Source organism: Exiguobacterium sp. RIT341 (assembly GCF_000632205.1).
Classification (GTDB): domain Bacteria; phylum Bacillota; class Bacilli; order Exiguobacteriales; family Exiguobacteriaceae; genus Exiguobacterium_A.
Genome location: NZ_JFYW01000013.1, coordinates 44770 through 57154 on the forward strand (window position 1 = coordinate 44770; position 12385 = coordinate 57154).

The window sequence follows — 12385 nt, forward strand, 5'->3', positions numbered from 1 at the left end:
CAAGGAGGTGCACACATGGCACGTATTGCTGGTGTAGATATTCCACGTGAGAAACGCATCGTCATCTCACTCACTTACATCTATGGTGTTGGTAAAACGACTGCTCAAAAAGTCTTGAAAGAAACTGGTATCTCTGAAGATACTCGTACTCGCGACTTGACTGAGGAACAATTGAACCAACTTCGTGATGGTTTAGATAAAATCAAAGTTGAGGGTGACCTTCGTCGTGAAATCTCACTCAACATCAAACGTTTGATCGAAATCGGTTGCTACCGTGGTGTTCGTCACCGTCGTGGTCTTCCAGTTCGTGGTCAAAACACTAAAAACAACTCGCGTACTCGTAAAGGCCCACGCCGTACAGTAGCGAACAAGAAGAAGTAAGGGAGGGTAAACTAAGATGGCAAAACGCAAACAGAACGTTCGTAGTAAACGTAAAGTCAAAAAGAATATTGAATCTGGTATCGTGCATATCCGTTCAACATTCAACAACACGATCGTTACGATCACTGATATGCAAGGGAATGCAATCTCTTGGGCAACTGCAGGTAACATGGGCTTCAAAGGCTCACGTAAATCGACTCCTTTCGCTGCACAAATGGCATCTGAAACAGCTGCTAAAACAGCAATGGATAACGGTATGCGTACTGTAGAAGTTAACGTTAAAGGTCCTGGTGCAGGTCGTGAAGCAGCTATCCGTGCTCTTCAAGCAATCGGTCTCGAAGTCACTGCAATCCGTGACGTTACTCCAGTACCACACAACGGTTGCCGCCCTCCAAAACGTCGTCGCGTGTAACCCGTCTTGTACTGCAGAGCGGGGATTCGAGTAGACTTTTGTTGATCGTTTGACCAAGCAAGGCAGTAGAAACGTACACAAGGCGGTTGGCGATTGAACGCGATGGCCAACATGACGATATTCAAGGAGGGGTTCAGATGATCGAAATCGAAAAACCGAAGATTGAAACGATCGAGTTAAGCGAGAACGCTACGTTTGGTAAATTCGTAGTTGAGCCGCTTGAACGTGGATTCGGTACAACGCTTGGTAACTCATTGCGTCGTATCCTATTGTCTTCACTTCCGGGTGCTGCAGTCACTGCAGTCCAAATCGATGGCGTTCTTCATGAGTTCTCGACGATTGATGGCGTTGTAGAAGACGTTACCCAAATCATCTTGAACCTTAAGAAACTCGCCCTCAAAGTGTACTCGGAAGAAGAGAAAACGCTTGAGATCGATATTCAAGGCGCTGGTGTTGTCACTGCTGCGAACATTACGCATGACAGCGACGTCGAAATCCTCAACCCAGAACTTCACATCGCAACGCTTGCAGAAGGTGCATCACTTCATATGCGTCTTACAGCACGCCGTGGTCGTGGGTATGTTCAGGCTGAAGATAACAAACGGGACGATATGCCAATTGGTGTCATCCCAATCGACTCAATTTACACGCCAATTCAACGTGTAAATTATCAAGTTGAAAAAACACGTGTTGGTCAAGATGCGAGCTTCGATAAATTGACGCTTGATGTTTGGACGGACGGTTCAATCCGCCCTGAAGAAGCAGTGTCACTCGGTGCGAAAATCATGACAGAACACTTAAACATCTTTGTTGGTCTTACAGACGAAGCGCTCCATGCTGAAATCATGGTCGAAAAGGAAGAAGATCAAAAAGAAAAAGTACTCGAAATGACGATCGAAGAACTCGATCTCTCAGTTCGTTCGTACAACTGTTTGAAACGCGCTGGTATCAACACGGTTCAAGAACTCGCAAACAAGAGCGAAGACGAGATGATGAAAGTCCGTAACCTCGGACGTAAATCACTCGAGGAAGTTCAAGCGAAACTCGACGAACTCGGACTAGGCTTGCGCAAAGAAGACTAATACTATTAATTGCACGAAGGAGGGAATCCATCCATGGCATACTCGAAATTAGGCCGTACAAGCTCACAACGTAAGGCACTTTTGCGTGACCTTGCGACTGATCTCATCATCAATGAGCGTATCCAAACTACAGAACAAAAAGCGAAGGAACTTCGTCCAGTCGTAGAGAAACTCATCACTTTAGGTAAACGCGGTGATCTCCACGCTCGTCGTCAAGTTGCATCGTTCGTTCGCCGTGAAGCTGCTGGTCAAAACGCAGAGGGCAAAGCACAAGACGCGATCCAAAAATTATTCGCTGATGTGGCTCCACGTTTTGCTGAGCGTCAAGGTGGTTACACACGCATCATGAAAATGGGACCACGTCGTGGTGACGGCGCAGAAATGGTCATCATCGAACTCGTTTAATCCTCATTAAATGATTCGCCATAAAAGGGCAGTGCGTATCCCGCTTCTGCCCTTTTGCTACAAAATGAAAGTATTGATTTGATGAAGGAGGAGAGATCATGGACAAGCTGATTGAACTGGAACAGGTCACCTATCGGTATCCGGAACAGGAACAAGCAGCCTTACAAGAGGTCTCTCTGACGATTCGTTCAGGTGAATGGGTTGCTATCGTTGGTCACAACGGCTCTGGAAAATCAACGCTGACGAAATTGTTTAATGGATTGTTGTTACCGGAGACAGGGACCGTTACGGTTGCTGAGCGCTTTTCAAGTGCAAATCCGGAGCAACTGTGGGAGATGCGCCGAGCGATCGGCATCGTCTTCCAAAATCCAGATAATCAATTCGTTGGCACGACCGTGCGCGACGACGTGGCATTTGCTCTAGAAAACTGGGGTGTGCCACGCGAGGAAATGGTTCGTCGTATCGACGACAGTCTAGCGCGCGTTGGCCTTACGGATTTTGTTGATCGGGAACCCCATCAACTATCCGGCGGACAGAAGCAGCGTGTCGCAATCGCTTCGGCGCTTGCGATGCGCCCTGATGTTCTCGTGCTCGATGAAGCTACATCGATGCTTGATCCATTAGCACGACAAGAGGTCATGTCGACCGTTCAAGAACTCCATGCGACTCACCCAATGGCGGTCATCGCGATTACACACGAATTAGACGAAGTATTACGGGCTAGTCGTGTCATCGTCATGGATGCCGGGAAAATCGTATTAGAAGGATCCCCTCAGGAAGTCTTTCGTCATGCATCGTTCTTAGAAGACATCGGACTCGATGTTCCATTCGTTGTTCGGGTACAAGAACGTTTACGGGCGCAAGGTCTCTCACTCGAGGAGACGATACTAGATGAAAGAGAATTGGTGAACCGTTTATGCCAATCTTAATCCAGGAATTAAATTATACGTATCAACTCAATAGTCCGTTCGAACGAGTCGCGCTACGTGATGTGAATCTTGAGATTCCGTCAGGGGCGCTTGTTGCGTTTGTAGGGCACACCGGATCCGGAAAATCGACGCTCGTGCAGCACATCAATGGATTGCTCAAGCCGACAGCGGGGAAGGTACAAGTCGATGACATCATCGTCGAACCGAAGAAAAAACAGGACCTCAAGCCATTAAGACGTCGCGTCGGGCTTGTTTTTCAATATCCGGAATATCAATTGTTCGAAGAGACGGTTTTAAAAGATGTCATGTTCGGTCCGATGAACTTCGGTCATGATGGTGCGACGGCTGAGCAATTAGCAAAAGAGGCATTACGGACTGTCGGACTCGATGAAGTCTTTTGGAGTCGTTCGCCGTTTGACCTGTCTGGTGGGCAAATGAGGCGTGTTGCAATTGCCGGCGTACTCGCTAGTCAACCAGACGTGTTGATCGTCGATGAGCCGACGGCAGGACTCGATCCGCAAGGACGCAAGCATATGCTGAGTCTGTTTGCCCGGCTCCATGCAGAAACCGGTATGACGTTGCTCCTAATCACGCACGACATGGATCAGGTGCTTGAGTATGCCGAGCGCGTGATCGTCATGGAAGATGCACAGGTGGCGTTTGACGGACTACCGCTTGATCTGTTTAAAGAAGAGACTTTGCTCGAGCAATTCCATCTCGATCTCCCGCACGTCTTATCGCTTGCCTGGCAAGTCGCCGATCAGCGTGGGCTGGAACGTCCGGACATCCGGACGGAAACCGAATTGATCGAGTGGTTGATGACGAAGGGGGTGAGCGAATGATCGTTGGACAACATATTCCCGGTCAGTCGTACTTGCATCGCTCGTCAGCACTCGCTAAGATCATCTTTGCTTTCTGCTTCATTCCGCTCGTCTTTCTCGCGAACAATGCAGCAACGAACATCTTTTTACTCATCTTTACGTTCTTAGCACTCATGAGTAGTCGCTTACCGCTTCGTTATGTTCTAAAGGGACTGCGACCGATTCTTTTCCTGATTGTCTTTACGTTCGTCATCCAACTGTTCTTCACGCGCGAAGGGGCTGTCCTCTTTGAGTTTGGCTGGCTTCGGATCTATGAAGAAGGACTGCGACTCGCGATCATCGTCTCATTACGTTTCTTCTATCTCGTCTCGATCACGACACTCGTCACGTTGACGACCTCACCGATCGAATTGACGGATGCGATTGAATTGTTATTGAAGCCGTTCAAGGTCGTCCGTGTCCCGACGCATGAGATCGCCTTAATGTTATCAATCTCACTTCGGTTCTTACCAACCTTAGCAGAGGAGACAGAGAAAATCATGAAGGCACAGCAAGCACGTGGTGTCGATTTGTCAGCAGGACCGATTAAGGAACGTTTACGGGCGATCATTCCGTTATTGATTCCCTTGTTCATCTCCGCCTTTAAGCGGGCAGAGGATCTTGCGACAGCGATGGAAGCGCGGGGATACCGTGGAGGAGAGGGACGGACACGTCTACGGGAGTCCAAGTGGACGATGCGGGATACGGGTCTGATGATCTTGCTCGTCCTCCTGACGATCAGTTTAGTAGGATTGCGAGGGATCGGGTAATGCGTCGTTTAAAATGTACGATTCAATATGATGGAACCGGCTACGCCGGGTATCAGGTGCAACCAAACGGTTTGACGATTCAAGAAGTGATTGAAACGACGCTTGCGCGGATGCACAAACATCCCGTCAAGGTCATCGGGTCGGGACGGACGGATGCGAGGGTGCATGCCTACGGACAAGTCATTCATTTTGATACGGAACTAGCGATTCCCCCGGAGAACGTCGTTAAGGCACTTAATACGCTCTTACCAGCGGATATTCGTGTCCGGAGCTGCGAGGAGGTCGAATCGACCTTTGAAGCACGTTACGATGTCGTAGGGAAGGAATACCGCTATTTTGTCCGCCGCGAAGAAAATGCGTTTCGTCGAAATCTGTCGGTTCATATCCCGTATCCGCTCGATTTCGAGCGCATCCGTCAAGGAATGGCACATCTCGTCGGTACGCACGACTTCAGTTCGTTCTGTGTCGCGAAGACGGAAACGGATAACCGGGTCCGGACGATTTACGAGGCAGAGTTGATGACAGTCGGTGACGAACTCATCTTTCGGTTCCAGGGCAGTGGGTTTCTCTATAATCAAATCCGGATTATGGTCGGGACGTTACTTGACGTCGGACGCGGTCGTTTTGCACCAGAGGACATTAAAAAAATGTTGCTGGCAAAGGACCGGAACGTCGCAGGCGTGACAGCGCCTCCCCATGGACTCTATCTATGGGAAGTTTTCTATCCGGAGTGAAAAAAGGCAATTGACATTGGCTATTAAAAAACATACAATGTTTATTGGCATTTCATTTATTATGAAACCACAATCTTAGCCCCGTACACCTAAGATTATGATAGATTCACCTAGTGAATAAATGAAAAATCAAAAACAGAACTTTTAATTCCTTAGGAGGTATTTTACATGCGCACAACTTTCATGGCGAAAGCTACTGATGTAGAACGCAAATGGCTCCTTATCGACGCTGAAGGTAAAACACTCGGTCGCCTTGCGAGCGAAGTTTCATCACTTCTCCGTGGTAAGCACAAGCCTACGTTCACACCACACGTTGACTGTGGGGATAACGTTATCCTCATCAACGTTGAGAAAATCGTTTTAACTGGTAACAAACTCGACAAAAAAGTCTACTACCGTCACTCTGGTCATCCAGGCGGCTTAAAGCAGACTGTTGCACGCGATATGCTTGCTAACAAACCTGAGCGCATGCTTGAACTCGCGATCAAAGGGATGCTTCCAAAAGGTAGCCTCGGTCGTCAAATGTTCAACAAACTCCACGTCTACGCTGGAGCTGCACACAAGCACGAAGCACAACAACCAGAAGTTTACGAACTTCGCGGTTAATACGAATTTAGGAGGAACTACACGATGGCAGATGTACGTTACTACGGCACTGGTCGCCGGAAACACGCGGCAGCGCGCGTTTTCCTCGTTGCTGGAGACGGTAAAGTCACAGTTAACGGTCGCGATATCAGCGAATACTTCGGTTATGAGACATTGATCATGACTGCAAAAGAACCACTCGTAATCACAGAAACAGAAGGCAAGTACGATGTAATCGTAACGGTCAAAGGCGGCGGCTTCACTGGTCAAGCAGGCGCTATCCGTCACGGTATCTCACGTGCTCTTCTTCAAGCGGATCCAGAATTCCGCGGCGCACTCAAAGCGAAAGGCTTCTTGACTCGTGATGCTCGTATGAAAGAGCGTAAAAAATACGGTCTTAAAGCAGCTCGTCGTGCACCACAATTCTCGAAACGTTAATTCTTTTCGAATCCCTCTCACCCTCGTGGTGGGAGGTTTTTTTGTCATTTATGCTTTCAATTCAGTGTATTATAAGATAAACTTTATATATGGAAAATAATTACACGGGGGATAGGTATGCATACAATTAAAGACATTATGTTGATTCAAGATCTATTCAAGATGAATATATCTACTTTAAAAGACATTGCTACAGATCTTGATATCGATGATACTACCTTAAATAAACATGAACTTGTAATGAGAATTTATCTTGAAAAAAATCGTTTTAATTTAGAAACCATTTCTAAAATTGAAAATAGAATTTTGTCTACTAAAGCAACTGCTGTTTCTTGGTATAAATTAGATTCTGGACTTACTACTGATGAGTTTCGTCAACTAATTCGACAATCTAGTTCGTTTGATCCTTTTACAGAAACGAATCCTATTCAAGAAAATGATGTCACGACCATACCAGAACTGCTTTTCGGATCGACCGGTCTCTCAGCTAATGGAACGTTTCTAAGGTATATTTATAAAAGTGGAGTTAGATATGAACCCACTACGACCACTATAAAAACTGCTACTAAAACCGCTATCGCTACTGTTTATTTTGATTCAGATAAGGGGATTCTAGAAATACGTGGTGATACAAGAAAAGCACCTGAAGTGGTAAGGAAGGTAGCTCATTCGTTAAGATTACAAATTACGATGGAACCAATAAAGACTCCTTTTGAACAAGAGATGGGAACTATAGCTGATCAGTTAAATGGTCAATTAACTGAAGCTACTTCCAAACCGGAACTTTACTTTAAGGACTTTAGTGAAGATGAAATGGTGTCAGTTGTAAATGTATTAAAAGCTTTAGATGAATATATGCAAACTAAAGATACTACAATTTTAGAAACCCATTTACAAAACGCAAGTGATTCCTTTATGCAAGGAGAGGCTATAGTGCCTTTTGCTAATTTAGTGCTGTCTGGAATGGAAACAGTAGGTATGGCTGGAAGTAGTGAAATAAGATCACTTCCTCTATTCAGCTATCTAAATCCGTATTTGCAACATCAAGGTGGATTCATTAAGTTTCCCTACGTAATCGAAAATGTGGAAGACACTTTTACTATACGAATAGGCATAAATTCTAAAAGTGTAGTATTTGTTTCGCAAGTAACGGAGGACGTTATTGACTTTGTAAGGTCGCGTGTTATTATTTAATTGAATTTATTTAAATATAGGGGAGGTGCTCAAATGGCAAAAGCTTATGAAATTAGGGATACTATCAATCTATATATTGAAACTCTAGCTATTAACAGGGTAGATAGATTTTATCCTTCTGCATTAGCTAAGCATTTGAGTATCTCATCTGCTGAGGCGTTTAATCATTTATCAGAGAGATCTGGTCCAGAAGATGAACTTCATCTAATTTGGGAATTAAGATGTCCAAATTGTTCTAGAACTCTTGATTTAACTAAAGATAAACAATCGCTAAAAGAATACGATTGTAACTGTGGAGAAGAATTTGAATTGAATGCTTCCGATTTTTTCCCGGTTTTTAAAATCGATTCAGAGTATAAAGAATATGTATTAGCTCATGTAAAAAAAAAGTTGTGTGAGAAAGAGTCTAGTGTGACTAAATTAGATAACCAATCTAGTTTAGAGATTAATAGTGGATCTCCTGAGTCTTTAGTAGATATTTTTCCGATAGAAGTAAGTATATCTGAGAATGCGGCAGCAAAAATTAAAGCTCAATCAGCTCCTTGTATTATTCAACAATTCTTTCAAATCACTCAAAATAATATGGGGGATGGGACTATGGATCAAAGAATTATTAAAGGAAGTTTTAATGACTCAAACTTTAGTGGGAACAGTGCCATTCAGGCTGATAATGTGGTTCAATCACAGAATGTTATTCAAAATGAAACTGAAGAGGCCTTTAAAGAGCTATTTAACGAAATAAATAAAATTCAAGATCAAGCAAAAAAAGAACAAGCAGAATATAATGCTGAAGAACTTAGAGAAGCTATTGAGAAAGAAGATACTTCAAAGGCTAAAAGGCTTCTTGGGTTCTTAAAAAGCTCTCTTGGAACTGTAGCCTCTTTAGCGACTATAGCTAAATTTTTAAATATTAGCTTATAAAGTGTAATAAATTACATCGTCGTGCACCACAATTCTCGAAACGTTAATTCTTTTCGAATCCCTCTCACCCTCGTGGTGGGAGGTTTTTTTGTGCACTAAAAAACCGCTCTCCTGACGAAGTGTCAGAACAGCGATTCAAGTCAAGACGACGGAGTGGAGCGTAATCGGTGCAATATCGTCAGAAGAATATAGAGGATGACGATCGTCAGCGGGATGCTCCAAACAAAGAGAGATTGTATGAATGCGATAGGTGTATGTGTCGTCGCTTGACCGACATGTCCCGTAAAAGAGGTTTCTTCACTCAAGACGGTTGCATTGTCCGGTAACTCCGTCTTGGTAGCTACGGTCGGTTGCAGCGTCAGATACAGGACGAAGCTAAGATGTAAGAGACAGGTGACGCCAAGTGTCCAAATGATGCGTTTTTTCATATGATGCTCCTTTTGATATGAGTTAAAATCATTCTGCATTCCATAAGTATAGCGGATTTTGTTTTCGGGAACAGGAGACAAAGGGAGTGAGCATAGATGGCATTATCGATCAGCTGGTTACTCGAGCGAGCGAATCGGAAGTTGAATGCTTCGGGACTTTCACGAGAAGTCGCCAAACGGACGCAAGAGGTCATCCGGGAGATGCATGCGCAAGGGATTTATGTGGGCGTCGCACAAGGGTACCGATCCATTGCAGAACAGAATCGGTTGTACGCACAGGGACGGACACTACCGGGACCAATCGTAACGAATGCACGTGGGGGACAATCGAGTCATAACCGCGGAATTGCCGTCGACCTCTTTCAATATTCCCAAGACGGTACACAAGCGCTGTTTCGAAACGATCAAAGCTTTCAAAAGATTGTTGCTGCGATGAAACGACGTGGCTTTTCTTGGGGTGGGGACTGGACGAGCTTTAAGGACTATCCACACTTTGAATTACTAGAAGTGTCTGAAGAAACGCCGAATCGCTCTCGTGCGATCGTTCCGTATCCAGGTCGTCCGTTGTATCAAGGTGCAGCCAATATGAGTCCGCGGGATATTGAACGAATTCAGCGTGCAGTCAAAGCAACCGTGACTCGGCGCTTTGATGCAGAGACTGCTCAGAAGGTGCGCGCCTATCAAACACGTCAAGGACTTGATGTCGATGGTGTCGTGGGTCCTAGTACATGGAACCGAATGTTCTAAAACGAGCGAATGATCGAGTGAAATGATGAAAACCGACACTGGACATGGAAAAGTCATCCTTTCCGGTGTCGAAATGTGCAAGCGCTCTCTTATTTTTGTTATACTAATAAGGATTAAATCGAACGTTTTCAGGGGGAAGGCACTATGTTGAATGAACAAGAAATTCGCGAGGTAGTCGGAACGCTCGTCGATCCGACGATTGACCGCCCGCTTGCAGATACGAACGGCATTCGTGACGTCCGGATTAAAGGTGATTATGTCAGTCTGAAAATCGCTTTAGCTCAATCTGGTTCTGGGGAGCAACTCGTGCTCCAACAGCAAATCGTCAAGGAACTAAAAGAAAAAGGATTCAAGACGGTTGGACTCCGTTTTGAGGCACTTGGTGATCATGGGATTCAAGCAGCGACGACACCGTCGATCCTCAAACCAGAATCGGGTACGACGTTCATCGCGATCGCTTCCGGTAAAGGGGGCGTCGGGAAATCGACGGTTTCCGTTAACTTAGCAGTCGCCCTCGCACGAGCAGGGAAGAAAGTCGGGTTGATCGACGCCGATATCTACGGCTTTAGTGTTCCAGACATGATGGGAATCGAAACACGTCCGACTGTCGTTAACGACCGAATCGTTCCACCAGAACGCTTTGGCGTCAAAGTCATCTCGATGGGCTTCTTCGTTGAAGATAATGCACCAGTCATCTGGCGGGGACCAATGCTCGGGAAGATGCTCAACAACTTCTTCGCGGACGTCGAGTGGGGCGATCTCGATTACTTGTTGCTTGATCTTCCGCCGGGAACAGGGGATGTTGCGCTCGATATTCATTCGATGCTCCCGAGCTGTCAGGAAGTCATCGTCACGACACCTCATGCGACAGCCGCTTTCGTTGCAGCACGAGCAGGAGCAATGGCGATCAAAACGAACCATCGTCTACTCGGTATCGTCGAGAACATGGCGTACTTTGAAAGCAAAGTGACAGGCGAAAAAGAATATGTCTTCGGTAGTGGTGGCGGAGAGAGGTTGTCAGAAGCGTTAAAAACCGATATTCTAGCTAAGATTCCACTTGGACAACCATATGCGAATGATGCGGACTTCGCCCCATCGATCTATCGCGATGATCATCCATTTGAGACGTACTATAATGAACTCGCCACGCGTGTCATCGAAAAAGTAGAGGGATAAGAATGAAGATTAAAGGATTTTTGAAGCTGTTTTGGATGACGCTCCTAATCGGAACGCTCGCCGGCTTCGTGTTTAACTTGGTAGCAGAACCTGGATATATCCGAAATCAATCGATTAGCGGATATGTGACGGCTCTCTCCTACAGTAGTACGTGGACAGCCATCAGTTTGATGGGATTCTTCTCGTACTTGATCTTACATCGCGTCGGACTCGATTTATTCCGAGGCGCAAAGCTTTGGAATCGTGTCCAGATCGTCTTGATCGCATTTGCGCTATTTGATGGTGTCTATCTACGCGGATTAGCATACGGCTTTGATAAGACGAGCCTTTATATTGGTGAGATGGTCGTCTTGCTTTTAATTGCATTCTTAGTCGCGCGGACGAAAGCACGGGAAACGAACTTTACAGCGTTCATTCCAACATTGTTCCTCATGACAGTCATCACGTTGATCGAATGGGTACCTGCTTTGCAGGCAACACAAGATAAACGGATGTTATGGGCGGCGCTTGCGACACTTTTAATCTGTAATGCGTATCAGATTCTAATGCTGCATCGCTTGCAAGAAAAGCCGGCTTCTCAAGGACAATCACAAAAACAGGCGTAACGAAAAAGACCCGCGAACGGGTAGTGTTTTACCGGTTCAAGCGGGTCTATCTTTTTTCTAAAGTTTTTTTAGAAAAACAGTTGACGAAAAAAACAAGAGTTGATATATTAATACATGTCGCTGAGGCACACGCTAAACGCGAGCGTCACAGACGAAAAAAACTTCAAAAAAGTAATTGACATCACATATTACTTTACTGTAAGATTTAAAAGTCGTCAAATGACATATTGGACTTTGAAAACTGAACGATGAGGCAAAAATCGTATTCTACGGAATACAAAAATGAATGAAGCGCAAGCTTCGTCAATCGTGACTTCGGTCACACAACGAGCAAGTCAAACACTTCATGGAGAGTTTGATCCTGGCTCAGGACGAACGCTGGCGGCGTGCCTAATACATGCAAGTCGAGCGCAGGAAACTGACGGAACTCTTCGGAGGGAAGGCAGTGGAATGAGCGGCGGACGGGTGAGTAACACGTAAGGAACCTGCCCCAAGGATTGGGATAACTCCGAGAAATCGGAGCTAATACCGGATAGTTCAACGGACCGCATGGTCCGCTGATGAAAGGCGCTTCGGCGTCACCTTGAGATGGCCTTGCGGTGCATTAGCTAGTTGGTGGGGTAACGGCCCACCAAGGCGACGATGCATAGCCGACCTGAGAGGGTGATCGGCCACACTGGGACTGAGACACGGCCCAGACTCCTACGGGAGGCAGCAG

16 protein-coding genes and 1 rRNA gene are annotated in these 12385 nt (G+C 45.8%); 16 read left to right on the forward strand and 1 reads right to left on the reverse strand.

The window, feature by feature from the left end:
• The first annotated feature begins 15 nt into the window (after positions 1-15).
• From rpsM to BW42_RS15680, 12 genes are all read left to right on the forward strand, one after another.
• Positions 16-381 (forward strand): 30S ribosomal protein S13, encoded by a 366-nt coding sequence (gene rpsM / locus BW42_RS15625; RefSeq protein ID WP_023466646.1) that lies wholly within the window; start codon positions 16-18, stop codon positions 379-381.
• Between the two features lie 16 nt (positions 382-397).
• Positions 398-793, forward strand: coding sequence for a 30S ribosomal protein S11 (gene rpsK / locus BW42_RS15630; RefSeq protein ID WP_023466647.1), 396 nt, complete (start codon positions 398-400; stop codon positions 791-793).
• A gap of 137 nt (positions 794-930) precedes the next feature.
• Positions 931-1875 carry a DNA-directed RNA polymerase subunit alpha gene (locus BW42_RS15635; RefSeq protein ID WP_023466648.1) on the forward strand — a complete coding sequence of 315 codons (945 nt, stop codon included), beginning with the start codon at positions 931-933 and terminating at the stop codon, positions 1873-1875.
• A 33-nt stretch (positions 1876-1908) separates the two neighbouring features.
• A complete protein-coding gene (rplQ, locus tag BW42_RS15640) occupies positions 1909-2280 on the forward strand; it encodes a 50S ribosomal protein L17 (RefSeq protein ID WP_023466649.1) in 372 nt (123 codons plus the stop codon).
• Between the two features lie 98 nt (positions 2281-2378).
• Positions 2379-3209 carry an energy-coupling factor ABC transporter ATP-binding protein gene (locus BW42_RS15645; protein WP_023466650.1) on the forward strand — a complete coding sequence of 277 codons (831 nt, stop codon included), beginning with the start codon at positions 2379-2381 and terminating at the stop codon, positions 3207-3209.
• Positions 3197-4051: an energy-coupling factor transporter ATPase gene (locus tag BW42_RS15650; RefSeq protein WP_035413165.1), complete on the forward strand. Its 855-nt coding sequence runs from the start codon at positions 3197-3199 to the stop codon at positions 4049-4051. Before BW42_RS15645 ends, BW42_RS15650 begins: the two co-directional genes overlap by 13 nt.
• On the forward strand, positions 4048-4839 hold the full coding sequence (locus tag BW42_RS15655; RefSeq protein WP_029343097.1) for an energy-coupling factor transporter transmembrane protein EcfT: 792 nt from the start codon (positions 4048-4050) through the stop codon (positions 4837-4839). Before BW42_RS15650 ends, BW42_RS15655 begins: the two co-directional genes overlap by 4 nt.
• Entirely contained in the window at positions 4839-5573 is a 735-nt protein-coding gene (gene truA, locus BW42_RS15660) for a tRNA pseudouridine(38-40) synthase TruA (RefSeq protein ID WP_035413168.1), read from the forward strand. The genes BW42_RS15655 and truA overlap by 1 nt, the downstream gene beginning before the upstream one ends.
• A gap of 168 nt (positions 5574-5741) precedes the next feature.
• Entirely contained in the window at positions 5742-6179 is a 438-nt protein-coding gene (gene rplM, locus BW42_RS15665; RefSeq protein ID WP_023466654.1) for a 50S ribosomal protein L13, read from the forward strand.
• A gap of 24 nt (positions 6180-6203) precedes the next feature.
• The gene (gene rpsI / locus BW42_RS15670; RefSeq protein ID WP_023466655.1) at positions 6204-6596 is read left to right on the forward strand and encodes a 30S ribosomal protein S9; all 393 of its coding nucleotides are present in this window, start codon (positions 6204-6206) and stop codon (positions 6594-6596) included.
• A gap of 117 nt (positions 6597-6713) precedes the next feature.
• Entirely contained in the window at positions 6714-7790 is a 1077-nt protein-coding gene (locus BW42_RS15675; RefSeq protein ID WP_035413171.1) for a hypothetical protein, read from the forward strand.
• A gap of 33 nt (positions 7791-7823) precedes the next feature.
• Positions 7824-8711, forward strand: a complete 888-nt coding sequence (locus BW42_RS15680) for a hypothetical protein (RefSeq protein ID WP_035413174.1) — start codon at positions 7824-7826, stop codon at positions 8709-8711.
• 140 nt (positions 8712-8851) lie between these two features.
• Here the strand turns inward: BW42_RS15680 and BW42_RS15685 are convergent, their stop codons facing one another.
• The gene (locus BW42_RS15685) at positions 8852-9139 is read right to left on the reverse strand and encodes a hypothetical protein (protein WP_035413177.1); all 288 of its coding nucleotides are present in this window, start codon (positions 9137-9139) and stop codon (positions 8852-8854) included.
• Positions 9140-9235: 96 nt separating this feature from the next.
• On the opposite strand from BW42_RS15685, the gene BW42_RS15690 reads away from it, so the two are divergent.
• From BW42_RS15690 to BW42_RS15705, 4 genes are all read left to right on the forward strand, one after another.
• Positions 9236-9886, forward strand: a complete 651-nt coding sequence (locus BW42_RS15690; RefSeq protein ID WP_035413180.1) for a M15 family metallopeptidase — start codon at positions 9236-9238, stop codon at positions 9884-9886.
• 144 nt (positions 9887-10030) lie between these two features.
• A complete protein-coding gene (locus BW42_RS15695; RefSeq protein ID WP_035413182.1) occupies positions 10031-11062 on the forward strand; it encodes an Mrp/NBP35 family ATP-binding protein in 1032 nt (343 codons plus the stop codon).
• 2 nt (positions 11063-11064) lie between these two features.
• Entirely contained in the window at positions 11065-11667 is a 603-nt protein-coding gene (locus BW42_RS15700; RefSeq protein WP_023466658.1) for a KinB-signaling pathway activation protein, read from the forward strand.
• A 343-nt stretch (positions 11668-12010) separates the two neighbouring features.
• Positions 12011-12385: ribosomal RNA gene (locus BW42_RS15705) — 16S ribosomal RNA — on the forward strand; the annotation flags it as partial.

Excerpts from the sequence above, each read along its gene's own strand:
- BW42_RS15635 (WP_023466648.1), top strand. The coding sequence starts at position 931 with ATGATCGAAATCGAAAAACCGAAGATTGAAACGATCGAGTTAAGCGAG.
- truA (WP_035413168.1), top strand. The coding sequence starts at position 4,839 with ATGCGTCGTTTAAAATGTACGATTCAATATGATGGAACCGGCTACGCC.
- BW42_RS15695 (WP_035413182.1), top strand. The coding sequence starts at position 10,031 with ATGTTGAATGAACAAGAAATTCGCGAGGTAGTCGGAACGCTCGTCGAT.
- BW42_RS15700 (WP_023466658.1), top strand. The coding sequence starts at position 11,065 with ATGAAGATTAAAGGATTTTTGAAGCTGTTTTGGATGACGCTCCTAATC.
- BW42_RS15680 (WP_035413174.1), top strand. The coding sequence starts at position 7,824 with ATGGCAAAAGCTTATGAAATTAGGGATACTATCAATCTATATATTGAA.
- BW42_RS15655 (WP_029343097.1), top strand. The coding sequence starts at position 4,048 with ATGATCGTTGGACAACATATTCCCGGTCAGTCGTACTTGCATCGCTCG.
- BW42_RS15690 (WP_035413180.1), top strand. The coding sequence starts at position 9,236 with ATGGCATTATCGATCAGCTGGTTACTCGAGCGAGCGAATCGGAAGTTG.
- rpsI (WP_023466655.1), top strand. The coding sequence starts at position 6,204 with ATGGCAGATGTACGTTACTACGGCACTGGTCGCCGGAAACACGCGGCA.
- rplM (WP_023466654.1), top strand. The coding sequence starts at position 5,742 with ATGCGCACAACTTTCATGGCGAAAGCTACTGATGTAGAACGCAAATGG.
- BW42_RS15675 (WP_035413171.1), top strand. The coding sequence starts at position 6,714 with ATGCATACAATTAAAGACATTATGTTGATTCAAGATCTATTCAAGATG.
- rplQ (WP_023466649.1), top strand. The coding sequence starts at position 1,909 with ATGGCATACTCGAAATTAGGCCGTACAAGCTCACAACGTAAGGCACTT.
- BW42_RS15645 (WP_023466650.1), top strand. The coding sequence starts at position 2,379 with ATGGACAAGCTGATTGAACTGGAACAGGTCACCTATCGGTATCCGGAA.
- BW42_RS15685 (WP_035413177.1), bottom strand. The coding sequence starts at position 9,139 with ATGAAAAAACGCATCATTTGGACACTTGGCGTCACCTGTCTCTTACAT.
- rpsM (WP_023466646.1), top strand. The coding sequence starts at position 16 with ATGGCACGTATTGCTGGTGTAGATATTCCACGTGAGAAACGCATCGTC.
- BW42_RS15650 (WP_035413165.1), top strand. The coding sequence starts at position 3,197 with ATGCCAATCTTAATCCAGGAATTAAATTATACGTATCAACTCAATAGT.
- rpsK (WP_023466647.1), top strand. The coding sequence starts at position 398 with ATGGCAAAACGCAAACAGAACGTTCGTAGTAAACGTAAAGTCAAAAAG.